This window comes from Kitasatospora sp. NPDC034023 (assembly GCF_055575795.1).
In genome coordinates, this window is the sequence record NZ_JBVIRY010000028.1 from 15,883 (window position 1) to 39,609 (window position 23,727).

The following is a 23,727-nucleotide window of genomic DNA, read 5'->3' on the forward strand; positions in this document are numbered from 1 at the left end:
CCGAGGGAGACCACATGCCGCGACGCGAACTCGCCGATGCGACAAACGCTTTCGGCGCGACAGGCCGTTCCGGTTCGCCGACGGCCGACGGGCGCGCCCCGGAGCCGCGCCCCTGGCGCAGCGTGCTCGACGGCGACCAGCGGGCGGCCGCGCTCGCCGCCGCCGATGCCGCCGCCGAGCGCTGCGTGGATCGCGCCCGCATCTGCGAGGCGCTGGCCGGTGCCGCCCGTCAGACCCGCCTCCCCCGGACGATCGGCTGGGTCTCCCCCGGGGTGGCCGGGGGAGACGCCGGAATCGCGCTACTGTGCGCGTACCTCGACCGGTGTCGGCCGGGCCAGGGGTGGGACGAGACCGGCCACCGCTTCCTCGTCACCGGGCTCGACGGCATCGGGCAGGATCCCGCGCGGATCGGCTCCGGCCTCTACAGCGGGCTCGGCGGCACGGCGTTCGCCGTCGCCGCGCTCAGCCGCGACGGCACGCGCTACCGCCGTGCGCTCGGTGCCCTCGACGACGAACTGGTGCCCCGCGCACAGCTCATGGCCGCGCGGCTCGCCGAGGGCCGCCACGGTCGGCCGGTGAGCGACTTCGACCTGGTCTCCGGGGCGAGCGGACTGGCCGCCGGCCTGCTGCCGCGCGATCCGCACGGCGCGCTCGCCGACCTGCTCGGCGCGCTGGTCCACCTGGCCGCGCCGAACGGCGCGACGCCGCGCTGGGCCACGCCGGAGGACCAGCTCGGGGACCCCGCGACGCGGCCCATCTACCCGTACGGCAACCTCAACTGCGGGCTGGCGCACGGGATTCCCGGCCCCCTGGCGATCCTCGCCCTCGCCCTGCGGGCCGGCCGTGAGGCACCCGGCCAGGCGGCGGCGGTCCGCTACCTGGCCGACTGGCTGACCGCGCACCGCCTCGACGACGCGTGGGGCATCAACTGGCCGTCGGCCATCCCGCTGCCGGCGGCGCCCGGACGACCCCCGCCGCCGGACCCCGGCCCGGCGCGCAGCTCCTGGTGCTACGGCAGCCCCGGGATCGCGCGGGCACTCTGGCACGCCGGCGAGGCCTTGGACGACGGACGGCTGCGCGACGTCGCCGTCGAGGCCATCACCCGCGTGCTGGAGCGGCCCGACACCGCCCGCCAGCTCGCCTCGCCCACGTTCTGCCACGGCGTCGCCGGACTGCTCCAGGTGGTACTGCGCTTCGCCCACGACACCGGCCTGCCGCAGTTCACCGCCGGGGCCGAGCAGTTGGTCGACCAGCTGCTCGATCACTTCGATCCCGACCGTCCGCTCGGGTACGCCGCGGTGGAACCGGCCGGCAACCGGGTGGACTCGCCCGGCCTACTCGACGGAGCCCCCGGCGTGGTCATGGTCCTGCTGGCCGCCGCAACCGACACCGAGCCCACCTGGGACCGGTTCTTCCTGCTGTCATGACGGTCAACGACCCTGAGCACCGCCGCCGCGCGCAGCCGATCTACCGGCCGCTGGACTGGGCGGTGGTGCGGGCACCGCTGCTCCCGGTGGACGCGCTCGCCACCGTCGGCGCGGCCACCGGCGGCGACACCCTGATGCCCGACGCGCCGCAGGTCCGCCTCGCCGTCGAGGTGGCCAGCCGTGACCTCGCCGCCGCCCTGCACCGCACCCGCCCCGACGACCCGGAAGCTCGGCGGGTTCGCCGCAAACTGACGCGCTACCTGATCCGCATGTGCACCAGGCCGACGCCCTTCGGTGTCTTCGCCGGCGTCGGCCTGGCCCGCTGGAGCGACCACACCGATCTGGCGCTCGGGCCGTACCCGCCGCGCACCCGCACCCGGCCGGACATGGCCTGGCTGCTCGGGCTCATCCACCGGCTGGAGGAGGAGCCGGAGATCCGCGCCGGCCTGCGGCTGGTCACCAACGAGGCGGTCGTCCTGCGCGGCGAGCGCGCCCTGCTCCGCGACGCCGAAGCCGACGGCGCGGCGGACACCGTCTCGGTCCGGCTGACCCCGGCCGTACAGCAGGTGCTGGAGACGGCGCGACACCCGGTCGCGGCGGACGACCTGGCGGCCGGGCTCGCCGGGCTGGCGGGCGCGACCCCCGACAAGGCGGCCGGGCTGGTCGAACGGCTGCGGGCCCAGGGCTTCCTCCAGACCGATCTCCGACCGCCCCTCACCAACGGCGACCCCGCCACCCACGTCCGCGAGCGGTTGGCCGCCGTCCCCGGTGCGCGGGAGCTGGCCGCCGGGCTCGACCACCTGTCCCGGGACCTCGCCCGGTGGGACGCCCTCCCGCTCGACGCACGGGTCCGACCCTGGGCTGACCTGCTGGAACGCGCCGACGGGCTGCACCCGGCGGCGCCCGGAGACCCCGTCCTCCAGACCGACCTGGCCCTTCCCCTGGCCGGCCGGGGCCTGAACGCCGAGGTGGCGGCGGAGGCGGCCCGCGCCGCCGAGCTGCTGCTCCGGCTGAGTCCCCTCCCGGCCGGTCCGCCCCGCCTGGAGTCCTACCGGCGGGCGTTCCTGAGCCGTTACGGGGCGGAGCGCCGGGTTCCCCTGCTGGACCTGCTGGACCCGGACGTGGGGCTCGGACCCCCGACCGACTCGTCGGCCCACCAGCGCTCGACCCCGCAGCCGCCGCAGCGCAACCGGCTGCTGCTCGGCCTGGCCCTCGCCGCCAACCGGGAGCACCGCCAGAGCGTCGACCTGACCGACGAGCAGATCGAGGCACTCACCGTGTCCCGGCCCGATCCGGCCGCCTGCCCGCTCTCACTGGAGCTCGCGCTGTTCGTCACCGCCGCTTCGCCCGCCGCCCTGGACGCCGGCGAGTTCCGGCTGGTCGTCGGCCCCAACCTCGGCGCCCCGGCCGCCGGCCGTCACCTCGGCCGGTTCGCCGACCTGCTCGGCCCGGAGGCCCGTACCGCCCTCGACGAGATCGCCCGGGCCGAGCAGGAGGCCAGCCCCGACACGCTCTTCGCCGAGGTCGTCTACCTGCCGCGCCGGGCGCGCTTTGCCAACGTCGCGATCCGGCCGGCGGTCCGGACCCACGAGATCGTGCTCGGCACCGGGCCCGGGGTGCCGCACCGGGACGCCATCCCGCTGCGCGAGCTGGTCGTGGGCCTGCACGAGGGCCGGTTCAGCGTCGAGTGGCCCGCCGCCGCCGCCCGGATCACCGGGGTGCAGGGCCACATGCTCAACAGCATGGGCGCACCCGCCCCGGTCCGCTTCCTGCTGGACGCCGCCGCCGACGGGCGCTGCCAGCCCTCGCTGTTCTCCTGGGGCCCGGCGAACGGCTTCCCGTTCCTGCCCCGGGTCCAGTACGGCCGCACCGTGCTCGCCCTCGCGCAGTGGCGGCTCGACGCGGCCGACCTGCCCACCGGCGCGGGCGAGGAGTTCGCGGCCGCGCTGTCGGCCTGGCGGCAGCGGTGGGCCGTCCCGCACCTGGTCTACCTGTGCGTCGGCGACAACCGCCTGCTGCTCGACCTCGCCGACCGCGACCAGGTCGAGGTGGCGCGCGAGGAACTGCGGGCCCTGCGCGGCACGCAGGCGCTGCAGTTCCAGGAGGCGTTGCCGCAGCCGCAGGACGCCTGGCTGCCCGGGCCGGACGGCCGCCACATCTGCGAGCTCGTCGTTCCGCTGGTGCGCGCGCGGGCCGCGGCCGTGGATCCGGCAGGGCTCGACGGGCACCCGGCTGGGCTCGACGGGCACCCGGCTGGTCACGCGCACGCGGCCGCCGCGGTGACGTCGGCCGCCGACACCGTGGCGGCGGGCACCCGGTTCCGGCCGCCCGGAAGTGACTGGCTGTACCTCAAGCTCTACGGCAGCCCCTGGCAGCAGGACGAGCTGATCGCGGGACCGCTGCGCACCTTCGCCGAGTTCGCCACCGCCGCCGGACTGGCCGACAACTGGTTCTTCATCCGCTACTCGGACACGGACAGCCACCTGCGGATCCGCTTCCACGGCGAGCGGTCCGCCCTGCTCGGCCCGCTGATGGACCAGGCCTGCCGCTGGGCGGAAGACCTGCTGGCGACCGGGGCCGCCACCAGGCTCGCCTTCGACACCTACGAGCGGGAGGTCGAACGCTATGGCGGCAACGACGGGGTACGGGTGGCCGAGGAGGTCTTCGGCGCGGACAGCACCTCGGTCGCCTGGCTGCTCCAGGCGGGCGAGGAGGATGAAATCCCGCTCGACCGCACGGCGTTGGCGGTGAGCAGCGTCGACGACCTGCTCGACACCCTGGGCCTGTCCGAGCCGGAACGGCTGGCGTTCCTGCGCGGCGCCGCCGAGACCACCCGCGAGGGCGGCGACGAGTACCGGCGCCGCGGCAACGACCTGCGCCTGGCCCTCGCCGGTCCGGACCGGCCCGACACCGAGGTCCTGCGCCTGCTGCTGGCGCAGCGCCGCGCCGCCCTCGCCCCAGCGGCCGCCCTGCTCGCCGCACTGCGCCAGGACGGCAGGCTGCGGCGCAGCCACGGCGCGCTGTGCCGCAGCTACGTCCACATGCACCTCAACCGGCTCGGCCTGGGCCCGGCGGGCGACGGCGAAGGGCTGGTCCTCGAACTGCTGCGCCGCACCCGCGAGGGCCTGGCCAAAGCACCCGTCACTTGACGGCCGGGCGGCCGCCGCAGGTCGGTTCCCGGTGCGTGCCGCGTCGCGCAGCCTGGCTTCCGGCCGTTGGTGCTCGGCTTCGTGTTCGGCCTGATCCCGGGCGTCGAGGCGGGCCCGGGTGCGGGTGCGGTACTCGGTGGTTGGGCCTCATCCGGCAGGACCCGGACACCGGACGGTGGCGGATGCACGACCTCATCCACGCCTACGCCACATCCACGCCTACGCCACCGAGCAGGCCCAGCAGAGCGGCGAAGACCTGCTCGGCAGGGGTGCGGGGCCCGGGACCGCGGGGCCATCGGGTACGGTCACGGTTTCACGTCCGCTCAGTTCCGGTGACGGTCCGTCCGGATCGCCACCGGGGAGCGGTGAGTCCCACCCGAACCGTGTACAACCCCCTAGGGAGCTTCCTCGTGCACCAACTCCTGCGCCGGAGCGTTCCGGCCCTCGCCGCCCTCGGCATAGCCGTCGGCGCTCCGCTGCTCACCGCCGGCACCGCCCAGGCCCAGGCCGAGCACGGGTGCGGCGCCGTCGGCGTCCAGTTCTCCGTCGACGGCGGCAAGGGCTGGATCTCCGACGGCCGGATGTCCCAGCCGCATGGCGTCATCCAGGTCCGCCTGGTCGGCGACGTCGTGGACGGCTGCGACTACCGGGTCTCGCTGGCCTCCTACGACACCGAGGGGCCGACCTGGGCCACCTCGGGCAAGCAGACCTTCCTCGGCTGGGCGACCACCACGCTGCGCAGCGGGAACCGCCAGGCGACCCTGGACGTCTCCGCCCACCTGCCGAAGTGCTACGGCCAGATCGACCTGTACAACGGCGACAAGAAGTTCGACGGCGTCGCCAACCCCGCGCCGAGGTACCCGGACGGTGTCTTCCCGGACAACCTGATCTCGGCCTGGAACGGCGGCAAGGCCTGCGTGCCGACGCCGACCGGCACGCCGACCGTCCCGGTGCCGACCTCCTCGGTGTCGCCCACGGCCACCGCGACCCCGCACCCGACCGGGACGCCCACCGCCACGACGACGCCTTCGGCCACCGCCACCGCGACGGCCACCGCCTCGCCCTCCACCACCGCCAAGCCGTCGGCGCCGGCCACCACCGGGACGCCGTCCAGTGGCACCCCGTCGACCGCCCCGGCGGTGCCGGCGCCGTCCGCCCCGGCGGACACGACCGGCCCGGTCGGCAAGCCGACCGCCAATCCGGTCTCGACCACGCCGGCCAGCACCCTGGCCAGCACGGGTGGCAACAGCAGCCAGATGATCGTCTACGGCGCTGGTGGGGCCGCGCTGCTCGCCGTCGGCGGGGGCGCGCTGGTGATCGCCCGCCGTCGGGGCGCCCGCCGCTGACGCGGCACCGCTGAGGTACCCAGGACGCCCGCGGTCCCCGGACCGCGGGCGTCCGTCGTCCGTTCACCCCGGACGGTCCGGACGGCACGCCAGAGCGGTGGGTGAGGTCGGTGCCGATCTGGCCGAGCGGCCCCGCCCGGCCAGACCCTCGCGGCACTCCGGGTCAGCTCAACAGCCCGTGGCGTTGTAGTTCCAGAACGCGGCCCTGGTTTGCGGTCCGGCGATCCCGTCGGGGGTTCCGGCGTTGTAGCCAGTGGCGTTCAGGAACTTCTGCAGCGCCGTGATCGTGTTGGGTCCGACGGCGCCGTCGACGGTACCGGCGTTGTAGTGCCAGGCGTTGAGCATCCTCTGCGCCGCCGCCCAGCTGTTGGGGCCCAGCTGCCCGTCGGGGGTGCCGGCGTTGAAGCCCCAGGCGTTCAGGCAGCTCTGCCAGTTCATGGCCCTGTCCGTACTCAGGCCGAGGTTGTTCACCGCGAGGATGGAGGCGTCCTGGACGCTCGCCGCAGGCCTGACGGCCGGTCGGGAAGCCGCGAAGCCCGCACTCGCCCCCGCCATGCTGCCGGCGGCTATGCCGACCGCGACGGTGACGCTGACGAGGGTCCTGGCGAAGGCGTTCGATCGCATGCGTTTGCCTCTCTGATGTCCGGTCGGTCGCCTCGGGATCCGGATGGGCGACCACAGGGGCACTGTGTTCCCTGCCCCAACAGCATCGGTCGCGGCCACCGGCGACGTCGTCCTGTTTCAACCTGGCGTGAACAACGACCTATGGGAAGAATCGGCACCCACAGCGGCACACCGGACGGGCGGCGGAGGACGGATGGTCTACCGGTTCCATTTCACCGGCGCCGACCTTGCCCGCACCCGCGTCGCAACGTCGGTCCCGCCGCTGGAAGAACTGAGCATCGCGCTGCGCGTCCTACAGGACCGCAACCAGGCACTGCGCTTCGGCGCGTGGCGCCGCGAAGTCTGGGCCCGCCTGCCGCCCCAGGCGCGCATGGTTCTCGACCTGGCACCCCGCCACGGATGGGCGCCTGCCTTCCTGAGCCCGCGAGGAATCGGCAGCGTCCCCGAGTTGCTGGAGCAGGTCGCCGCCACACCGTCAAAACAACTCCGGGCAAACCTGGCCCGGATCGCCGAGCGGCAACGCATGCCCGGCTGGGCCTCCGGGTTGGGCGACGACCCCGAGGTGCTACGGCAGCTTGTCGACGCCCTCGGCCGGGTCCACGCAACCGTCCTGGCCCCGTACTGGCCCCAGGTCACCGACCAGGTCGCGGCCGACCTGGCCGTCCGGTCCCGTGAGCTCCTGCACGGCGGTGTCGAGCGGCTGCTGACCGGGCTGTGCCCGCCGCGTATCCGGTGGCGGGCACCCGTGCTGGAGGTCGACCTGGTGTCCGGACTGGAAGGTGACGTCCACCTGGGGGGCCGGGGCCTGCTGCTGATGCCGTCCGCGTTCGCCACGCAAGCACCCGTGGTCGATCCGGATGCCGAACCCCAGCCCATCCTGACCTACCCCGCCCACCGCGATGAGAAGGCCGGCCCTCTGACCCTCATGACTCCGAGCGCAACCGACGGCACACCGGCACCACTGGCCGCGCTGCTGGGCCGAACCCGCGCCGCCGTACTGCGCATCATCGCGCAACGCCCCGGCTGCACGACCGGTGAGATCGCCACGGCCCTGGGCGTTGGCCCCTCCAGTGCCAGTCAGCACGCCACCGTGCTGCGCGAGGCCGGCCTGATCACCACACTTCGCCACCACAACACCGCCCTTCACACGCCCACCGCCGCCGGACTCGCACTGCTGGACACCGCGTAGGAGGCACCATTGAAGTGTCTCCGTCTTCAAAACGTGCTGGTCAGCGGGGCTGGCGTGACGGTCCTTGCCCGTGCCCGTGCTCGTGCTCGTGCTGGTGGGCGGGAGTCTGCGGTCTTGATCGTCTGACGGGGCGGTTTCCCCAATTCCCCCGCCACGTGACCCGTGTCCAGGCGCGGCACGGCCGGCTACGCCGGCGCGGCCACCAGCTCCAGCGTGGCCGGGGCGGGCAGCACCAGCGGGCCCAAGTCCTGTGCCGCACGGGCTTTTTCGCAGCCCGGGCAGTCCAGCCGGCCCGGGCCGGCCTTCTCCCGCAGCGCACCTGCGTCGGCCGCCCGGCAGCAGGAAATCGGTCTCGGTCGGCCAGGTCCGGCACAACAGCTGGGGCGGGCGTCGGTCCGCTGGTGGCGGGTCAGCCGCTGGCGTGAACGGTGTTGTCGATCCAGTGCCGGGCAAGGGCGGTGTCGCCCTCCACGGTGATGCCGGTGGTGTCGTGGCCGGTGAGCGGGAGCCGTCGGGTCAGGGTCAGCAGGAGCGAGCGTGCCGGGCCGGTGACCGTCACGTCGGCGGGCTGAATCCGAGGCTGCCACCTCGCCCCGTCGGCGTGCCGTTCCACGAACCAGGCGCCCGCGTCACCGGGCATGTCGGTGGCGAGCCACTGCAGGGTTTGCCCCGAACCGCTGATCGCTGTGGCGGACTCCGGGCGCTGCAGCTTCCACGTGGGGGAGGCGAGCATGGTGAAGTGGTTGCCGATGAGAGCCGCCGCGATGTCGGCGTCGATGTCGGTCAGTCGGTCGGCTTCGCGGACCGTGTTGGCTGCGGCGGCCGCGTCGAAGCCGTGGACGACCGCCTCGTTGAGGAGGCTGGACATCCAAAAAAGCGCTCCCGGCCGCTCGTCTCCCGCGGCGTTGAACACCGGCGCGTCCAGCGCGTCGTCCGAGCACGCGTTCGCGGCCCGCCGCGCGGACTCCGACAGCCACGTCGGCCACTCGCGGGGGTCAGCGGGGAGTACGGCCAGCTCCGTGGGCAGCTGTGCGGGGTCGTTGATGCGCCGCTCGATGATCTCCGCGACCCAGTGCTGGGTCCGGCCCACGTGCTCGACCAGGTCGGTGACGGTCCACTCCGGAGCAGTCGGAACCGCGGCGTCGGGTCCGGCCAGGACGGCTGAGGCCGCCAGACGCTCCGTGTGCTCGACGATCGTCCGGCGGGCGTGTTCCGCGTTCAGCTCGATCATCTTCTTCGTCCCTTCGGAAGGTGCCGCTCCAGCGGTCACCGGGAAGTCCGTTGTCGCCTTGCACAGGAGAAGACCACGCCCGCGCGGGAAACTCATCGCTCACCCTCCGAAAGCTTTTTCCGGCCATCACCGTGCCGGCCCCACAGTCGACCGTCAGCAGCCCCTCCCGTCCGGACAGCGACGACGGCAGCGGACGCGCAGCAGGCGAACCGCGCGACCCGGGACGACCACACGGCCGCCACCAGGCCGCCGCCAGGCCGCCGCCGCGGCGTTCTACCGCGTGATCGACGCCGCCCACGAACGCCGGTCCATGATCGTGACCAGCAACATCCACCCGGCCGGCTTCGACACGATCACGCCCAAGACCATCGCCACCGCGGCGGTCGACCGGCTCCTGCACCACTCGCACATCGTGCTGACCGAGGGCACCAGCCTCCGGCTCGCCCGGGCCACCTACGGCCAGGGCGTCGTCCCGCTCACGTGAGCCGGAGTTGGGGTCCGGCCGGATCCCAACACCGACCGGACCCAATGCCCAACCCGGCCGGTCCACCGCGGCGCTGGGTTGCCAACGGCCTGAGACGGGTGGGTCGGTGAGCATCGCACACCTCACGAGATGCGCGGCCTCGCCCTGCCGATGTCACCCCGTTAGCCCGAGCCCTACCGGTGCTCGGGCAGACACGACCTGATGCCCGGGGCATGGGGCGGACCCGCTCGGCCGGGTTCCCGCCCCCGAGCTCGGGATCAAGCGAGCGCGATCAGCCGGTACACCGGGTCCGGTCGGGGTGTGTCCTGGTCGGGCAGCGCGGCCAGGCCGCGGAGGATCTCGGCGATCTCGTCCGCGGTGGCCTCGCGGCTCCAGGGAAAGCTGCCGGCTGCGATGCGCTCGCTCCACTGGCGCGGGCTGCGTCCCTGGCCGGCCCCGACGAACCTCTCCTCGGCGACCGGTCGGATTCCGCACCCGGCCGCCAGGCGGGCCACCCGATCGAACTGATCCGCAGCCCGCGGAGCGTACTTCCCGCGTACTGCCGCCGTCACGGCGGCTACATCGCTGTCGACGTGGAACGCCGCTTCGTCCTTGTCCACCGTGGTGACCACCGCGCCTTCGCGACGGATCACCCGCGCGGCCTCGGCGACAACCGGCTCCGCGTCGGCAAGCAGGTGGAGCAGCCAGATCAGGACCACCGCGTCCACCCGGGCGGTTGCAATGGGCAGGCGTGCGGCATCCCCGAGCACGAGCGCCCCGGGAAGACGCCCCGTCGCCATACTCGTCATCCCCGGCGAGCGGTCGAGGCCGATGACCGTGCGGGCGGGGTGCGACAGCCTTCTCGTCACGATGCCAGTGCCACAAGCCACGTCCACCACGGTCCGTGCGGCGTCCGGCAGCAGTCGCTCGATCGCTTCCGCAGCCGCGGCGGCACGAGCCTCGCCTCCCCGAGAGGCGTCATACGACTCCGCCTCGACGTTGTAATCGATCACTCGCCTCAACTTAGTGGAGGACACGCCCGGACGAGTGACTCATGGTCATACCGCAGCGGGAGATGACTGTCCGCCCGCGAGGATCACGAACTGTCCGCCTACCCGGACGGACCAGTGGCCGTGGACATCGTCGGGCTCGTCCCCGTCCTGGGCGGTGTCGTGGTCGGCGTCGACCGGGGTTCCGTCCTCGAACGGCGCGTCTCCGCCGTCGCCGCACGAGCAATCGAGAGTCAGGAGTCGGCCTCTGCGTCTCGCGCCCATTCCTCGCGCGGTCGCAGCCGCGCCAGGAGCCGTTGGGCTTCGTCGCGGACGCCGGCGTCCTGGTCCGTTGCCAACTCGCGGTACTGCTTGATCAGCCGGTCTGCGCGTTCGGTCGTCATCCATTCGGGGTTGCCGTCCAGGGCGGCTTGGATCTCATCCGCAGTCCAGGTTTCTGACGCGTAGCTTCTGGCCAGCAGCACGCAGCGGAGTCCGGTGGTGTCATTGCGTTCGAGCAGGGCCACCGCCGTCTCCTGGATGACCGCGGTGTTCTGAACATCCAGGAGGAGGCGGTGAAGGACGTCCGTCACCTCGTCGATCCTGTCCGACATCGCGAGCCGCCGCCCGGCAGCGGCGCGAAGGGACCAGGCCGGCGAGTCAGCATTCTGAACCGCCGTGTCCAGCTCTTGATCATCGAAGGGTGCCATGTCCCCAGCCTGCCAGGAACCCCGGCGATCTCCAGATGATTTGGGCTAGCCTCGCTGCTGCTTGGCTTTGGTCTGCGCGAGGCGGGCCGTGCTACGACGAGGGGCCTGACGTCTTCGGCTCGTACACCCAAAAGCGATCGACAAGCGTCGTTGTGCTCTGTCTGGCCGTCAACCCCGATCGGCCGGGCGGCCCTGTCCCGCTCCCCAACTGGCCCGACGAGTACGGTCAGACCGGCTGACGTTTCACAGGTTCCGGCGGACCTGGAGGGGATTCCCGGGGCGGCTGCTGCCCGAGGCGCGTGGCGCCAGTACCGGGGCGGCCGCCGTGGAGGCCGTACGAACCTTGAACAGCTCCCTAAAGCAACGGTATTGCGGCTCGGCCGCCCCGGACCACCGGCGGCCGAGCCGTCACCACTGCCTGCCGCGCCTGACCAGGACCGCCAGCACCACCACGGTGGGCAGTTTGATCAGCAGGGACTCGGCAAGTGCCGCGTACGAAGCGCCCTCGCCCTCCTTCGTCATCACGTCGAACAAGGCACCGAGCAGCATCAGGGTCACGCTCGCGGCCCCGGCCCACGCGACCGACCGCGAACGCCGCACCAGGAGAAACGCGGTGACGATCAGTGCGGCGCACTGGAGCACGTCCGCCGTGCCGATCCACACCTCGGACCAGGTCCCGGCCTCCGTTCGCCCCCACGCGTTCGACCCGAGCAGCGCCACCACGACCAGTGCACCGGCCAGCACCCTGCGCCGACGCGCCGACTCCGGATCGTCGGCCCCCAGCCGGTCGAGCAGGTCTCGCAGCGGCCGGTCCTCACGTATCCGACTTCTCATGACCGCACCATATCGCCGCGGTACCGCGGCCCGGGCACCCGGTCCGACTGCACCTCCGCGCAGTGGCGCAGCGTGGCGGCGGCCACGGCAGCGTCGGCGGTGGGCAGTTGGGCGATGCGGTTCGCGTGGGTGCGCCCGGGACCTGGCAGAGGTAGGAGTCCTGCGAGCCGGCTCCCAGCGCACCAGGTGCGGGCACGTTCCAGCGTCGGCAGGTGTCGGCGTACACCTGTATCTGGCTCTGGCAGGATTTTCGTAGGCGGAGATCATTTCGTCCCGGCGGTGGGCAGGAGAGCGGCCGGACCACGTACCCGTGGGAGCTCGCAGGGGCGGCGGCGGTCGAGCGGGCCTGGGCGGAGTCGGTACGGCGCGACAACCCTGGCAGCAGCTCACCCCACGTATAGTGCAGGCGTTTTGGGGAACTGATGTTCACGTCGCCGAGGAGGCCGTTGTATGGAGCCCGTCACGCTGATCACTGGTGGATCGACCGGAATCGGTGCCGCGACCGCCCGCACCCTCCTCGAGCAGGGCCACCGTGTGGCGGTCACCGGACGTGACGCGGGCAAGCTGGCCGCCTTCGCCACTTCGGCCGGAGCGGGTGAGCGGCTGCTGACGATCACCGGCGACGCCTCCGAGGCGGAGGACGTCGCCGCCGCCGTGCGCCGCGTGGTTCAGGCGTGGGGCCGACTGGACAACGTCATTGCCAACGCCGGTTTCTCGCTGCCCGGCAACCTGGAGAGCCACGCCCCCGAGGACATGCGCGCCATGGTCCTCACCAACGTTCTGGGCCCGGCCCTGCTGGTGCGCGAGACCCTGCCGCAGCTGAGGGCATCCAAGGGCCGGATCGTGTTCATCGGTTCCGTCGCCGGGGTGCGCAACACACCCGGCAACCTGTACTCGGTCACCAAGTGGGCTGCGCACGCGCTGGCCGAGAACACCCGGCTGCTGGTCGGCAAGGACCGAGTCGGCGTGACCGTCATCGCCCCCGGAGTGGTGGACACCGCGTTCTGGGCCGAGCGCGGCGGCACCCCTGAGGAGGCGATGACCCCCGAGCAGATCGCGGCCACGATCGCCTTCGCGCTCAACCAGCCTGCGGGCGTGGACATCAACCAGATCACCATGCGGCCGACCGGGCAGCTCGGCTGACGCGAGTACGACGATAGAAGCGGAGCTGAAAGCCGTCGTCCGCGATGCCGAGGGCGTCGTGGCGCAGCTGGAGGAGGCGTACGGCCCCGGGGCGCCGCTTCAGTTCCCCGCACCGGTGCCCAGGCGGTGCCAGGCGTGGCCGCACCCGTTGGCGCAGAACCGAGCCCTCCGCCGCTCGTCAGCCACGCCGAGCAGTGCGACCAACAGCCGGAACGCCTTGACGCGCTCGTCCTGCCGCAGATTGACGATCTTTGTGAGCTGCTCGGTGAGGTGCCCGCGCGTGAGCAGCACGGCCGGGGTGTGGGTGGGCCGGATCCCGGCCCTGCGGATGCTCTCCGGTCCGTCCTCGATGACGGCGCGGGCCTGGATGCAGAACCCTGCCAGGTCGCGCAGGACTTCGAACTTCTCGGTGCCGGCCAGACCCTCGAACCAGTCGACACCCTGATCAAGCGGACGGATGCCTTGCGCCGGCCCGTTCAGGACCACCGCGCGCTCGTCCATCCCACCCCACCTCCACAACGCCCCGACCCATCAACCTTGCACGGTCGCGGCTCCGACCGCGCCGGCCGGAACCGCCCCCGACGGAGCGCGCACACCCGGTGCTGCGACTCATCGCCCGATACCTGCGGCGCTGCACGCACACGCCCTCGCGCGCACCGGACCGGCCGAGCGGGCCCGCGCCAGTGCGCGTCCTGACCGACGCGCCCCTCCCCCGCGACGCCTCGCTGATCCCGGGCGCCCTGGACCGCTTCAACACCGGCATCGACGACTGCCGCTCCCCGGCCGTTCCGGTCCGTGCCCGGCAGCCGCCGCATACTGCCCGGGACTCACTCAGGCCAGGGCAGTGGTGTCGGTGGTCGCGCCCAGGCCTGACGCATCCCGAAGGCGCTCCCCGGCGCCGGTACGCCTGGTGGTTCCGGACCACCAGGCGTACCGGCTGTCAGGCCGCCGGGCCGTCAGACGGCCGCCGTGGCCTGGCGGACGGCGGGGCCGACGGGTTCGAAGCCCTTGACGATCAGCCGCAGGGCCAGCGTCACCTCCCAGACGAACACCGGCAGTGCCGCCAGCGACCCCGCGGTCGAGACCTGCTCGTAGCGGCCGAACAGTACGGCGGTCGCCGAGGCGCAGATCAACGGCCCCCCGACCAGCCCGAGCACCGCCACGAAGCGCGGCACCAGCCGTGCGCGGTACAGCAGGCAGGCGAGCACCAGGGTGTTGGCGCCCAGCACGAAGTTGGGCCCGATGAGGAAGGTCCAGTCGTGGACCGCCACCAGGGCCCGGCCCGCCGTCCGCACCGCAGCGGCGTCGGAGCCCGTGGCGCCGGCTGCGAAGTCCTGCCGGAGGGTCACCACCGACAGGACGCCGATGATGCCGACGACGATGACGGCGGCCTCCAGCAGGCGGGCACAGACGTAGCCGAGTGCGGCCCCCTCGTGCTGCCGCCGCAGGACGGGGTACAGCGTGACCCCGGTGCCGACGACCGCCGCCGCGAGCAGCAGTTCGAACAGCGCCCCGAGGAACACCCTGCCGTCGGCGCCGGGGCCGGTCACGTAGTCGGCGCCCTTCAGGACGGGCCCGTACAGCACGAGGCCGCCGACCGCGGTGATCTCGGTGACAAGGAACAGGACACCCGCGACGACCGCGGTTCCTCTGGTTGGGCTCACCTGGACACTCCCCTCGAGAGGTGTACGGCGTACACCTGGCACTCACGGTAGGCGTACGCCGTACACTCGTCAAGCCGGAACACCGGTCCGGCAGTCGAACCGAGGGAGACCGGCAGATGGCCCAGCCGACGGACGCGGCCCGACGGGCCCCCCTGAGCAGGGACCGGGTGCTGCGCGCGGCCGTCGCGCTCGCCGACGGGACGGGGATCGAGGCGCTCAGCATGCGTCGGCTCGCCCAGGAGCTGGGCGTGGTGCCGATGGCGCTCTACAAGCACGTCGCCAACAAGGAGGAGCTGCTGGACGGCATGGTCGACGCGGTGGTCGGCGGGATCGGGTCGCCGGACCTCGGCCCCGACTGGCGCGCCGCCGTCCGCGGGCGGATCCTCGCGGCCCGGGAGGCGCTGCGGAGCCACCCCTGGGCCCTGCAGGTGATCCGGTCCCGGAGCGGCCCCACCCCGGCGCTGCTCGCCCACATGGACGCGGTGATCGGCAGCTTCCGGACCGGCGGGCTCTCGGTCGACCTCACCCATCACGTGATGCACGCCCTGGGCAGTCGCATTCTCGGCTTCACCCAGGAGGTCTTCGACGCTCCGCCCGCCACCGCCACCGCGCCCGGTACTGGGCCCGACCCGCGTGCCGCCGAGCAGGACGCGGCGTTCCGGCAGCTGGCGGAGCGGTACCCCTACGTCGCGGAGCTGGCCGGGGCAAGCGCCCACGACGACGACTCCGTGGTGGGCCATGGCTGCGACGACCAGTTCGAGTTCGAGTTCGCGCTCGACCTGCTGTTGGACGGCTTCGAACGGCTCCGGCAGCAGGGCTGGACCTCGTCCCCCGCCGGCGGACGGGCCGACTGACCAGACGCCCACCAGACCCGGCACGGCGGAAGGCCTGCGGGGCGCGGGACCGGACGCCACGTCCGGCCCTCGCTCAGACTCCTCGCCCGCCACGCCGACCGCTCGACGGCGGCCACGGCGTTCCCGCAGCAGGCCCGCCGCAAGTACGAGAACCGCGTCAGCATCCGCACCCCGGCCGGGCCAGGTGCCGGCCTGCGGGTCCGCGACCGGCAGCCGGTCGGCCGGAGACGAGGGCGACCCCGTTCCCGAGGTCGTCGCAGACCTCGGTCCAACCAGCCAGGCGGCCGCGCTGTTCGAGAGCCCGGACGCCGGGGGCGGCTGGCCAGGTGAGGTGACCAGGCCGTCACCGAGGGCGGAGTCACGGCGCGCCTCACCCAGGCCGCGATCGGTGGGCTGCGTCCAGCCGGTGGCCTGGCTCAGGCTGGGCACCGGCACCTCGTCGGGAAGCCGCCTGAGCGACCGGAGCGACCGGAGCGACCGAGGCCGCGGATTGGTCGGTGGCGGCGCGGTGGCGGCCGGCCCGGTGGAGCACGACCGGGCCGAGGTCGCCGGTTGTGAAGGTCTGGGGCCGCCGAAGTGGTCGGCGACGAACCGGCCGGGTTTCCCGATGGAGCGGTCTCCCACCACCTTGCGGACGAGCAGCGAGTGACGGAAGCAATGGGCCGGCCGGCTGCCAGAGCTCCCCAGGAACCAGACGCTTCGATAGATCAGCACCCCCGACCGGCATCATGGCGCACGAACATCAAGTCACGTGGGACAACCTCTAAGCCTTGATTGGCGCGGCCGATCTGGCGACCTGCTCGATCTTCGCGCAGTAGGCCGCACGGGCCTCCTCGTCGATTTGCTTCCCGTGTTCGGGGCGCATCCCGGTCCGGCCGTCGAGGCTCTCGCGCAGGATGTCGGCGTGCCCGGCGTGCCGGTTGGTCTCGCCGAGGACGTGGACCATGACGGCGAACAGGTTCGTGTTGGGAGAAGGCTCCGGCCACCACGGCACGTGGCCGGGGGCGTCGAGGGGAAGCTCGTTGATCGTCGCGTCCGCGTGTTCCCACGTGCGCCGGTAGAACCCGATGATCTGATCGCGGGTCTCGTCCTCGGTCGCCCACAGATCGCTGCCGTCATAGTCCTGCCACCGGGGCAGCGGTTCCGGGGAAGGGCGGTCGAAGACCTCGCCGAAGTATCTGGCCTCGACGGTGGCCACGTGTTTGACCAGGCCGAGGAGGTTGGTCCCGGTCGCTGTCAAAGGTCGGCGGGCGTCGTATTCGGACAAGCCGTCGAGTTTCCAGAGCAGCGCGTTGCGGTCCCGCCGCAGTCTCCCGTGCAGGTTGTCTTTCGCGAATTCATCGATCATGCGGCATGAGCCTGCCATGGGCTGCTCGTGGTCTCAAGATCCCGTACGTGGTCCGCAACGACTGACAGAGCCGAGGCCTGGCCATGGCCGGCGCCCTGACCTGCTACAAGAAGCTCTCGAAACTTGCCACGTGAGACAACCTCCTAGGCACGTACTGTCCCGGTCCTCGGGCAGTGGTTCCGGATCACCCGTGTCGGGGCTTCCGGACCTGCCGATCTGGTGGGTTCTCGCCGTCCTGAAGACCGGCTCGCCTTCAGCCTCCGACCGCACCGGGCACCGCGGTGTTCATCGCGGAAGCCCCGGGCAGTCCGCCGGATGGTTCCGGGGGCGGGCTGCCCGGGGTCGCGCCGGACGGGCCGAGGGAGCCCGCCGGCGCGATGGGGAGGGATCCTGGCTCCCGGGTGGGGCCGCGTGGCTGCCCGGGCCGCCTTCTCACGCGGCGTCGATGCGGGTCTCCAGGTCACGGAGTCCCGTGCACCACCCGGCCCGGGCCGGGCAGCGGGTGGCGCGGGACGGAGTGGGTCACTTGGCGCAGGTGAGCTGGGGGCCGGCCCAGTCGGCGTGGTCCCAGCCGTTGTTGTCGCCGCCGTTGGTGGCGGCCAGGCGCAGGGTGGTGCCGCCGGTGAGGTCGGCGGTGAGGTGCTTGGCGGGGGTGGTGCCGCGAATCGAGATCGGGTGGCCGTCGCCGCTGCGCCGTTCACCGTTGCCGGTGTTCTTCTCGACCGGTCCCCAGCCGCCGGTGGCCCTGGTCCAGGGCAGGTCGGTCAGGGAGGTGGTGGGCCGGGTCGGCGTGGGGGTCGGCGTGGGGGTGGGGGTCGGCGTGGGCGTGGGGGTCGGGATGGGCGTGGGGGTCGGGATGGGCTGGGCTGAGTACTCGGACGGCGGGAGCGTCCACTTCTGCCCGGCCGAGTCGGTGCAGTCCTGGGTGGAGACGCGGTTGCCGGTGGTGGTCAGGCAGCGGCCGGACTGACGGTTCTTGAGGAGGTGCGCGGTCGGGTCGTAGGTCCAGAGCTTGGCGGGGTCGGTGACCAGGCCATCGGGGTCCCGGCCCTGGCACGGGCCGGAGGTCACGGTGGCGTCCTGGCCGGCGAGGCAGTCGTCCCAGGACAGGCGCAGGGTTCCGTCCGCGCCCATGACCCAGGCCTGGTAGTCGCCGCTCGTGCAGGCGGCCAGGTCGACCGCGGGATCGCGGGGGGCGCGCAGGCAGGCGTCGCCGTTGCGGACGAAGCCGCGGGTGGCGTTGCCTATCGCGCCGCGCTGGACGGCTCCCTGTTTGGTGGTCTCCGCCGACGACTTGCACTTGGTGCTGGCCTGCTGTCCGCTGATCCTGGCGGCGTAGGTGCCGCCGTTCGCCCGGGGCGCGCCGAGCGCGACGGCGGCGGTGGGCTGGTTGTAGCAGTTGGACTTCGGGCTGCTCCACTCGAAGTACTCGGGCGGCCTGGCGTTGATCCAGGCGGCGCGGTCGTCCGGGTTGTCGAGCGCGTCGCTCATGGAGTGCCGTCCGGCGCGGCCGTACCGCCACCACACCGGGCCCGGCGCAGGTCGGGGCCGGCGGCAGGGGCGGCGGCGGGCGCGGCGGCGTAAGGCCTCGGGGCGGGTGTCCGGGAGGGCCGAGCGCAGGCGGATTGAGCCACAGCGGAATCTGGGATCAGGCATTGAAAAACCGGAATCCGGGTTCATACTTGTGGTATGTCGGACGAGCGGGAACCGCGTACGAGCTGGACGTTCCTGACGAACCACGCCCGTGTGCTGTTGATGATCTCGCGTGACGCGGAAGTGCGGTTGCGAGATCTCGCCGCAGTATGCGGAGTGACCGAGCGGGCCGTTCAGGGGATCGTCACCGATCTTGAGAACGCCGGCTACCTGACCCACACCCGGCATGGACGCCGCAACCACTACCGCGTCGTACACGGCACGCACTTCCGCCACCCTGCCGAGGCCCCTCACGAGATCGCCGGTCTGCTGGCCCTGTTCGCCGATGTCGATCCTGGTTCCGGCCCCGGTACCGCCACCGCACCTTCCAGGGGTGATCATCATGACGAGTACGCGTGAGCCCGCCCCCGACCTCCTCCGGCGCAGCGCCGCACCGTGTCCCTGTGGCGGGCGATCGCGGAACCGGGCGTCCGGACACGTCGAGGTCCTCGCCGGCCACCGCGCCGGTGTAGGGCACCCCGCCCCGGGCGCCACCCCCGGCGGTCCGGCCGCCGACGGGCCCGGCTGCTGAGAAGGGCGGTGAGTTCGGTGCTCCAGCCCAGCGAATCCGTTCTGCGGGTCACCACACCGCGCCTGCGAATCACCACGACGCGCTCCGGGACGGCGGTGACCGTCCGTCTCGACGGTGAAGTCGACCAGGGCGACCGCGGCATACTCGAGGACGTCCTCGCGAAGGCGCTCGCGGACAGCCCCGCGCGGCTGATCATCGACCTGGCCGGGCTGACCTTCTGCTACTCCGTGTGTCTCAACGCCCTGCTCACCGTGCGGCTGCAGGCGGAAGCCGCGGGCGTGAGGATGGTGCTGGCCGCGCCGCCGGCCCAGACCCGGCGACTGCTGGAGATCACCGGCGCCGACGAGGTCTTCCCCATCCACGCCACCGTTCCCGTCGCCCTGCTGGCCGGCGCCGGCCGGCAGCCACGCTGAGGGGGCCCGCCGTGGACGCCCCCGCACGGTACGCGGTGACCCTGCCCGGACTGCCCGGCCGGCACGGCCCGCCGGAAGTCGTCGTCGTCCACGCCACCGGAACGGTGACAGCGGACGGGGTACCGGTATACGCGGACGAAGCCGGCGCCTTCCGGGTGGAGATCACCGGGGAGGTGGCACGGCCCCTCACGGAACCGGCCGGGCCCGGCCGGCACACCTGCCTGCACGCCGTGCCACTGCCCTGACGCCCCCTCGGACGGCGCGCCAGGCCCCGCCGATGGGCTTCCCGCCGATGGGCTTCCCGCCGTGGGCATGGTCAGGGCGGTCGAGCAGGTCGTCCATGAGGCGGAACTCCAGCTCACCGACGGGCCGTGGGAACTCGCCGCGACCGACTCCGCGCTGGGCTGCCGGACGGCCGCGGCGCCCCACCGTTGCGGAGGGGGGTGGGGTGGGGTGGGGTGAGGTGGCGGTGGTGCCGCCCCGGGTCAAGCCGCGGTGGTGAGGTCGGCGCGGCCGAACAGGAGGGCGTAGCCGCGGGGCAGGCCGGCGAGGAGACGGTCAGTGAGGTGCTCCCCGGCGAGGTCGCTCAGGGCCGCCAGGACAGAGGAGACGTCCCAACGGGCGCCGGTAAGGCTGGTGTTCAGGGCGCGGGCGACGGCTTCGACGAAGGCGGGTGCGGCGACCGGCTGGGGCAGCGGGATCTGCGAGACGAGGACGGCGCGGGCCCGCTGGGGCAGGGCTTGGGCGAGGTCGCAGCGTTCCTCGCCGGTGAGCTGGGAGCCGAGGACGGAAAGGACCGCGTGCAGGACGCGTTCGGCTTCCTCGTCGCAGGTGTAGCGGCCGAGGTTGCGGACCTGCTGGAGAAGGAGGCGGTACCGGGTCATGAGACGGTGGCCTTCCGGGGCGGTGGCCGGCCGGGCAGTTGCGGCGGCACGGGGCGGATTTCAGGGGCGGTGGCCGGGCTGGGGCCGGCCGAACAGGAGGTCGTAGCCGGGCGGCAGTTGGAGCAGGACACGCTCGGTGAGGTCGTCTCCGGCCACGTCGGCCACGGTGGACAGAACGGCGCCGATGTCCCACAGGGCCGTGGCTTCGGTGGCGCCCTCGATCCAGGCCGCGGTCGCGCGCACGAACCGCTCGGACGTGAGCGGCTCGGCGGCCTCCAGCGGGTTGAGCAGGATCAGGGCGAGGGTCTCGGGCAGCCGGGCCGCGAGGTCGGCGCGGACCTGGCCGACGAGGTGGGCGCCGAGCAGGGCCAGGACGACACGCGCCGCCCGCTCGGCCTCCCGAGGGGTGTCGTACTCACCGCGTTCCTGAACCGTGTCCAGGAACGCTTCCCATCGAAGAGTCACCGCAGTTCTCCCTCCGTCCCACGGCCCGGGCCGACGCGAGGCGGCGCCCCGGTCAGGGCTCCACGGCCAGGCGCCGGTGCAGACCGGTGAGCTTGAGCAGCCGCACCACGCGGCGGCCGGCCCCGCGCAGGGCCAGACGAGCGCCGCGCCGGTCGGCCTCGTTGCGGGCGTGGACGAGGGCGCCCAGGCCCGCGCAGTCCATGAACGTCACCTCCGACAGATCGAGTACCACCTCCCGGTGTGACTCGAGCGCGGCGGCCAGCGCACGGCGCAGCGAGGGGGCGGTGTCGAGGTCGATCTCGCCGTTCGCCCGTACCACGATGGGTTCGTGCCGCTGGTCGCGCATGGTGGTCTCTTGCTGGGGGCCCGGCCGGACACCGTAGTGCCGGAACGTGCTGGGCCGGGTGGGTCGTCCGGCCGGGCGGGGGCCGTCCCACAGGGCCCGGGGGGTCGGTGCGGGACGGCGGTCCGGTGGGAGGGGTCAGGCCTGGATCTGCTTGCGGCTTCCGCTGTGGCTGATCTCGATCTTGCGGGGCTTGGCCTTCTCCGCGACCGGGATCTTCAGCGTGAGCACGCCGGCGTCGTAGTCGGCGCTGATCCCCGCGGGGTCGAGGATGTCGGAGAGCATGACCTGGCGGGAGAAGACACCGAGCGGGCGCTCGGACAGCTCCCACTTCACGCCCTCGCCCTCGTGGCGGGGACGGCGCTCGGCCTTGACGGTCAGCGTGTTCCGCTCGACGTCGATGTCGATCGCCTGCGGGTCCACCCCGGGCAGGTCGAAGCAGATGACGTACTCGTCGCCGGTGCGGTACGCGTCCAGCGGCATCGGGGCCGGCCGCGACCAGGTGCCGTTCGTGCCCAGGAACTGCTGGGTCAGCCGGTCCAGCTCGCGGAACGGGTCAGTGCGCATCAGCATCGCGAAACACCTCCACTGATCGAATGGGTGCCAGTGCGCTTCACCTGAATCTGTTCTAGCATGTCATCCATCCGATGACAAACACCTGGGTCGCCAAAGGAGTGACAGCTATGGGACAGCAGCCCGACACCTCCGCCACCGGCAGCGGCCCGCCCACAGGACCGGCGTCCTTCCTCGCCGCCGCCGCCGCGCTCGCCGCCATCGACGACGCCGTCCGCAGCGCCCAGAACACCACCCCGCCCACCCGGTCCGGCGCCGGTGCACCCGGCGAGGGCCCCGAGCCCGCCCTGGCCGCCCTGGTCCTGCTGCGCGAACTGCGCACCGAACTCGCCGGCTGGGAAGCCGGCCTCGTCGAGAACGCCCGCGACGCCGGCGCCACCTGGGCCGACCTCGCCCAGCCCATGGGCGTCGCCAGCCGCCAGGCCGCCGAGAACCGCTACCTGCGCCTGCGGCCCGCCGGGCGGACCCGCGCCGCCACCGGAACCGGAACCGGGGCCGAACGCGTCAAGGCGGTCCGCGACCGCCGGGCCGCCGACCGCGCCGTCACCGCCTGGGCCCGCGACAACGCCGCCGACCTGCGCGTCCTCGCCGCGCAGATCACCGCCGCGCCCGGCCTGGCCCCCCGGGCCGGTACCGCACTGGCCGCGCTCACCGCGGCCCTCGGCACCCCCGACCCGGCCGACCTGATAACACCCCTCGCCGACATGCGGCCCCACCTCACCGCCACCCACCCGGACCTCGCCACCCGTCTCGACGACCTCACCGACCGCACCGAACGCCTCCGCCATGACAGCGACCAACGACGCACCTGACCCCCTCACCACCCGGGACCGCTGGCAGCACATCGAAGACCGGCTCACCGCCATCGAACGCCGCATCCGCGAGCACAGCAGCGCCGCCATCGCCACCATCGACACCTGCCTGGCCGGACTCGACGCCCTCCGCCACGACCTCGCCCACTGGCCCCGGCCCCCACAAGCCGCCCCCGCACCCCCGGCCGTCCCGCCGCAAGGTCCTCCGGGCAGCCCGCCCGCACCGGCCGGCCATCAACGCACCCCGACCGCCCCAGGCGGCCCGCCGGACAGCCCGGCCCAAGGCCAGGCGATCGTCCGGGAACCCGCATGACCGCAGCACACCGCCGGACGCCGACCGTCCGGGCGCTGCGGAGGGGCCGGCCGTTCCGCAGCGCCGGTTCGGCGGTGCACGGGCTCAGTGCTGTGCCGGGTGGAACAGCGTGTCGTCGTAGTCCGGGAAGACGGCCGGCATCGCGCGGCGGAACGCGGTGACCTCCGCACTGTCCTCCAGACCCCGGCAGAGGGTCTGGGGCCAGTACCAGAAACCACGGGAGGCGATCAGCCGTTCCAGGTACGCGTCGAACGAGTACCCGGTGTCGTACAGCTCCTCGCCGAGGTAGTGGTAGTGGACGGTGTCGAGGGGGGGAACGAAGGCCGTGCAGGCTTCGGGGACGAACCTGTCGAAGGGTTTGACGGCGCGGAATTCCTGGTCCTTCGCCGAGTGCCAGGTGACGCCCTTCCAGTCGCCGAAGACTTCACGCAACGGCAGCAGGTCGATCACGCCCTGATCCGAGAGGTCGTTGTTCAGGAACTCGGGAACGGTGTGCCGCCACGTCAGGCGGACCGCGCCGACCTCGCGGTAGAAGGCCTCGACACCGTCCGGGAGACGGCCGTCGGCCAGGCGGGTGGCGAGCTCGATGTCGTCCGGTGAGGTCGGTGGCTCGACGGTGGCCTCCAGGAGCTGCACGCGGGGGTTGCGGTCCAGGTCGGCGATCATCGCGGTCAGCCGGGCACGGGGGTTGATCACGTACGTACGTCTCCTTCGGCGCTTTCAGCGACG

Annotated in this window: 26 protein-coding genes; 12 read left to right on the top strand and 14 right to left on the bottom strand. The window is 72.9% G+C overall.

Going from position 1 to position 23,727, the window contains the following annotated elements; all coding sequences use genetic code 11:
- Positions 1-14: 14 nt before the first annotated feature.
- The 3 genes from ACZ52R_RS30715 to ACZ52R_RS30725 all read left to right on the top strand — a co-directional run bounded on the left by ACZ52R_RS30715 (position 15) and on the right by ACZ52R_RS30725 (position 5,922).
- Positions 15-1,427 (top strand): lanthionine synthetase C family protein, encoded by a 1,413-nt coding sequence (locus tag ACZ52R_RS30715; RefSeq protein WP_465664369.1) that lies wholly within the window; start codon positions 15-17, stop codon positions 1,425-1,427.
- A complete protein-coding gene (locus ACZ52R_RS30720) occupies positions 1,424-4,576 on the top strand; it encodes a lantibiotic dehydratase (RefSeq protein ID WP_465664368.1) in 3,153 nt (1,050 codons plus the stop codon). The genes ACZ52R_RS30715 and ACZ52R_RS30720 overlap by 4 nt, the downstream gene beginning before the upstream one ends.
- A 365-nt stretch (positions 4,577-4,941) precedes the next feature.
- Entirely contained in the window at positions 4,942-5,922 is a 981-nt protein-coding gene (locus ACZ52R_RS30725) for an LAETG motif-containing sortase-dependent surface protein (protein WP_465624696.1), read from the top strand.
- Positions 5,923-6,090: 168 nt separating this feature from the next.
- Here ACZ52R_RS30725 and ACZ52R_RS30730 read toward each other — a convergent pair whose 3' ends face one another.
- The gene (locus ACZ52R_RS30730) at positions 6,091-6,546 is read right to left on the bottom strand and encodes a peptidoglycan-binding domain-containing protein (protein WP_465624694.1); all 456 of its coding nucleotides are present in this window, start codon (positions 6,544-6,546) and stop codon (positions 6,091-6,093) included.
- A 43-nt stretch (positions 6,547-6,589) separates the two neighbouring features.
- Between ACZ52R_RS30730 and ACZ52R_RS30735 the strand changes: the two genes are divergently transcribed.
- The gene (locus ACZ52R_RS30735) at positions 6,590-7,735 is read left to right on the top strand and encodes an ArsR/SmtB family transcription factor (protein WP_465754486.1); all 1,146 of its coding nucleotides are present in this window, start codon (positions 6,590-6,592) and stop codon (positions 7,733-7,735) included.
- Between the two features lie 409 nt (positions 7,736-8,144).
- On the opposite strand, the gene ACZ52R_RS30740 is transcribed toward ACZ52R_RS30735, so the two are convergent.
- On the bottom strand, positions 8,145-8,966 hold the full coding sequence (locus ACZ52R_RS30740) for a maleylpyruvate isomerase N-terminal domain-containing protein (RefSeq protein ID WP_465754487.1): 822 nt from the start codon (positions 8,964-8,966) through the stop codon (positions 8,145-8,147).
- On the opposite strand from ACZ52R_RS30740, the gene ACZ52R_RS30745 reads away from it, so the two are divergent.
- Positions 8,917-9,450: an ATP-binding protein gene (locus tag ACZ52R_RS30745; RefSeq protein WP_465754488.1), complete on the top strand. Its 534-nt coding sequence runs from the start codon at positions 8,917-8,919 to the stop codon at positions 9,448-9,450. The two genes, ACZ52R_RS30740 and ACZ52R_RS30745, sit on opposite strands and share 50 nt — an antisense overlap.
- Positions 9,451-9,707: 257 nt before the next feature.
- Here the strand turns inward: ACZ52R_RS30745 and ACZ52R_RS30750 are convergent, their stop codons facing one another.
- The 3 genes from ACZ52R_RS30750 to ACZ52R_RS30760 form a co-directional block, all read right to left on the bottom strand.
- Positions 9,708-10,442, bottom strand: coding sequence for a class I SAM-dependent methyltransferase (locus ACZ52R_RS30750; protein WP_465664365.1), 735 nt, complete (start codon positions 10,440-10,442; stop codon positions 9,708-9,710).
- Positions 10,443-10,672: 230 nt separating this feature from the next.
- The gene (locus tag ACZ52R_RS30755; protein WP_465754489.1) at positions 10,673-11,128 is read right to left on the bottom strand and encodes a hypothetical protein; all 456 of its coding nucleotides are present in this window, start codon (positions 11,126-11,128) and stop codon (positions 10,673-10,675) included.
- 408 nt (positions 11,129-11,536) lie between these two features.
- Positions 11,537-11,962: a hypothetical protein gene (locus tag ACZ52R_RS30760; RefSeq protein WP_465754490.1), complete on the bottom strand. Its 426-nt coding sequence runs from the start codon at positions 11,960-11,962 to the stop codon at positions 11,537-11,539.
- A gap of 450 nt (positions 11,963-12,412) precedes the next feature.
- Here ACZ52R_RS30760 and ACZ52R_RS30765 point away from each other — a divergent pair, with 450 nt between their 5' ends.
- Positions 12,413-13,105 carry an SDR family oxidoreductase gene (locus ACZ52R_RS30765; protein WP_465754491.1) on the top strand — a complete coding sequence of 231 codons (693 nt, stop codon included), beginning with the start codon at positions 12,413-12,415 and terminating at the stop codon, positions 13,103-13,105.
- Between the two features lie 99 nt (positions 13,106-13,204).
- Here the strand turns inward: ACZ52R_RS30765 and ACZ52R_RS30770 are convergent, their stop codons facing one another.
- A complete protein-coding gene (locus ACZ52R_RS30770; RefSeq protein ID WP_465754492.1) occupies positions 13,205-13,606 on the bottom strand; it encodes a DUF5958 family protein in 402 nt (133 codons plus the stop codon).
- Between the two features lie 455 nt (positions 13,607-14,061).
- Positions 14,062-14,769 carry a DUF4386 domain-containing protein gene (locus tag ACZ52R_RS30775; RefSeq protein ID WP_465754493.1) on the bottom strand — a complete coding sequence of 236 codons (708 nt, stop codon included), beginning with the start codon at positions 14,767-14,769 and terminating at the stop codon, positions 14,062-14,064.
- Between the two features lie 116 nt (positions 14,770-14,885).
- Here ACZ52R_RS30775 and ACZ52R_RS30780 point away from each other — a divergent pair, with 116 nt between their 5' ends.
- The gene (locus tag ACZ52R_RS30780) at positions 14,886-15,623 is read left to right on the top strand and encodes a TetR/AcrR family transcriptional regulator (RefSeq protein WP_465664362.1); all 738 of its coding nucleotides are present in this window, start codon (positions 14,886-14,888) and stop codon (positions 15,621-15,623) included.
- A gap of 763 nt (positions 15,624-16,386) precedes the next feature.
- On the opposite strand, the gene ACZ52R_RS30785 is transcribed toward ACZ52R_RS30780, so the two are convergent.
- Both ACZ52R_RS30785 and ACZ52R_RS30790 read right to left on the bottom strand, forming a co-directional pair.
- Positions 16,387-16,971 (bottom strand): DinB family protein, encoded by a 585-nt coding sequence (locus ACZ52R_RS30785; RefSeq protein ID WP_465754494.1) that lies wholly within the window; start codon positions 16,969-16,971, stop codon positions 16,387-16,389.
- A 522-nt stretch (positions 16,972-17,493) separates the two neighbouring features.
- Positions 17,494-18,462 carry an NPCBM/NEW2 domain-containing protein gene (locus ACZ52R_RS30790; RefSeq protein WP_465754495.1) on the bottom strand — a complete coding sequence of 323 codons (969 nt, stop codon included), beginning with the start codon at positions 18,460-18,462 and terminating at the stop codon, positions 17,494-17,496.
- A 198-nt stretch (positions 18,463-18,660) separates the two neighbouring features.
- On the opposite strand from ACZ52R_RS30790, the gene ACZ52R_RS30795 reads away from it, so the two are divergent.
- From ACZ52R_RS30795 to ACZ52R_RS30805, 3 genes are all read left to right on the top strand, one after another.
- Positions 18,661-19,023: a helix-turn-helix transcriptional regulator gene (locus tag ACZ52R_RS30795; protein WP_465624671.1), complete on the top strand. Its 363-nt coding sequence runs from the start codon at positions 18,661-18,663 to the stop codon at positions 19,021-19,023.
- 180 nt (positions 19,024-19,203) lie between these two features.
- Positions 19,204-19,608 (top strand): STAS domain-containing protein, encoded by a 405-nt coding sequence (locus ACZ52R_RS30800; protein WP_360506739.1) that lies wholly within the window; start codon positions 19,204-19,206, stop codon positions 19,606-19,608.
- A gap of 11 nt (positions 19,609-19,619) precedes the next feature.
- Positions 19,620-19,853, top strand: a complete 234-nt coding sequence (locus ACZ52R_RS30805; RefSeq protein ID WP_465754496.1) for a DUF6296 family protein — start codon at positions 19,620-19,622, stop codon at positions 19,851-19,853.
- Positions 19,854-20,093: 240 nt separating this feature from the next.
- Here the strand turns inward: ACZ52R_RS30805 and ACZ52R_RS30810 are convergent, their stop codons facing one another.
- From ACZ52R_RS30810 to ACZ52R_RS30825, 4 genes are all read right to left on the bottom strand, one after another.
- On the bottom strand, positions 20,094-20,492 hold the full coding sequence (locus ACZ52R_RS30810; RefSeq protein ID WP_465624664.1) for a DUF2267 domain-containing protein: 399 nt from the start codon (positions 20,490-20,492) through the stop codon (positions 20,094-20,096).
- Between the two features lie 60 nt (positions 20,493-20,552).
- Complete coding sequence (locus ACZ52R_RS30815) at positions 20,553-20,957, bottom strand: DUF2267 domain-containing protein (protein ID WP_465754497.1); 405 nt, start codon at positions 20,955-20,957, stop codon at positions 20,553-20,555.
- A gap of 52 nt (positions 20,958-21,009) precedes the next feature.
- Positions 21,010-21,303: an STAS domain-containing protein gene (locus ACZ52R_RS30820; RefSeq protein WP_360506728.1), complete on the bottom strand. Its 294-nt coding sequence runs from the start codon at positions 21,301-21,303 to the stop codon at positions 21,010-21,012.
- Positions 21,304-21,438: 135 nt separating this feature from the next.
- Entirely contained in the window at positions 21,439-21,873 is a 435-nt protein-coding gene (locus ACZ52R_RS30825) for an Hsp20/alpha crystallin family protein (protein ID WP_465624660.1), read from the bottom strand.
- 110 nt (positions 21,874-21,983) lie between these two features.
- Between ACZ52R_RS30825 and ACZ52R_RS30830 the strand changes: the two genes are divergently transcribed.
- Both ACZ52R_RS30830 and ACZ52R_RS30835 read left to right on the top strand, forming a co-directional pair.
- Positions 21,984-22,685, top strand: a complete 702-nt coding sequence (locus ACZ52R_RS30830) for a hypothetical protein (protein WP_465754498.1) — start codon at positions 21,984-21,986, stop codon at positions 22,683-22,685.
- Positions 22,660-22,998: a hypothetical protein gene (locus ACZ52R_RS30835; protein WP_465624656.1), complete on the top strand. Its 339-nt coding sequence runs from the start codon at positions 22,660-22,662 to the stop codon at positions 22,996-22,998. The genes ACZ52R_RS30830 and ACZ52R_RS30835 overlap by 26 nt, the downstream gene beginning before the upstream one ends.
- Positions 22,999-23,082: 84 nt before the next feature.
- Here ACZ52R_RS30835 and ACZ52R_RS30840 read toward each other — a convergent pair whose 3' ends face one another.
- Positions 23,083-23,694 (bottom strand): hypothetical protein, encoded by a 612-nt coding sequence (locus ACZ52R_RS30840; protein WP_465754499.1) that lies wholly within the window; start codon positions 23,692-23,694, stop codon positions 23,083-23,085.
- Positions 23,695-23,727: the final 33 nt, after the last annotated feature.

Bases quoted from the DNA above. Each gene is read 5' to 3' on its own strand.
- ACZ52R_RS30715 (WP_465664369.1), top strand. From the start codon at position 15: ATGCCGCGACGCGAACTCGCCGATGCGACAAACGCTTTCGGCGCGACA.
- ACZ52R_RS30720 (WP_465664368.1), top strand. From the start codon at position 1,424: ATGACGGTCAACGACCCTGAGCACCGCCGCCGCGCGCAGCCGATCTAC.
- ACZ52R_RS30730 (WP_465624694.1), bottom strand. From the start codon at position 6,546: ATGCGATCGAACGCCTTCGCCAGGACCCTCGTCAGCGTCACCGTCGCG.
- ACZ52R_RS30735 (WP_465754486.1), top strand. From the start codon at position 6,590: ATGGGCGACCACAGGGGCACTGTGTTCCCTGCCCCAACAGCATCGGTC.
- ACZ52R_RS30740 (WP_465754487.1), bottom strand. From the start codon at position 8,966: ATGATCGAGCTGAACGCGGAACACGCCCGCCGGACGATCGTCGAGCAC.
- ACZ52R_RS30755 (WP_465754489.1), bottom strand. From the start codon at position 11,128: ATGGCACCCTTCGATGATCAAGAGCTGGACACGGCGGTTCAGAATGCT.
- ACZ52R_RS30760 (WP_465754490.1), bottom strand. From the start codon at position 11,962: ATGAGAAGTCGGATACGTGAGGACCGGCCGCTGCGAGACCTGCTCGAC.
- ACZ52R_RS30765 (WP_465754491.1), top strand. From the start codon at position 12,413: ATGGAGCCCGTCACGCTGATCACTGGTGGATCGACCGGAATCGGTGCC.
- ACZ52R_RS30770 (WP_465754492.1), bottom strand. From the start codon at position 13,606: ATGGACGAGCGCGCGGTGGTCCTGAACGGGCCGGCGCAAGGCATCCGT.
- ACZ52R_RS30780 (WP_465664362.1), top strand. From the start codon at position 14,886: ATGGCCCAGCCGACGGACGCGGCCCGACGGGCCCCCCTGAGCAGGGAC.
- ACZ52R_RS30785 (WP_465754494.1), bottom strand. From the start codon at position 16,971: ATGATCGATGAATTCGCGAAAGACAACCTGCACGGGAGACTGCGGCGG.
- ACZ52R_RS30790 (WP_465754495.1), bottom strand. From the start codon at position 18,462: ATGAGCGACGCGCTCGACAACCCGGACGACCGCGCCGCCTGGATCAAC.
- ACZ52R_RS30795 (WP_465624671.1), top strand. From the start codon at position 18,661: ATGTCGGACGAGCGGGAACCGCGTACGAGCTGGACGTTCCTGACGAAC.
- ACZ52R_RS30810 (WP_465624664.1), bottom strand. From the start codon at position 20,492: ATGACCCGGTACCGCCTCCTTCTCCAGCAGGTCCGCAACCTCGGCCGC.
- ACZ52R_RS30820 (WP_360506728.1), bottom strand. From the start codon at position 21,303: ATGCGCGACCAGCGGCACGAACCCATCGTGGTACGGGCGAACGGCGAG.
- ACZ52R_RS30825 (WP_465624660.1), bottom strand. From the start codon at position 21,873: ATGCTGATGCGCACTGACCCGTTCCGCGAGCTGGACCGGCTGACCCAG.
- ACZ52R_RS30830 (WP_465754498.1), top strand. From the start codon at position 21,984: ATGGGACAGCAGCCCGACACCTCCGCCACCGGCAGCGGCCCGCCCACA.
- ACZ52R_RS30835 (WP_465624656.1), top strand. From the start codon at position 22,660: ATGACAGCGACCAACGACGCACCTGACCCCCTCACCACCCGGGACCGC.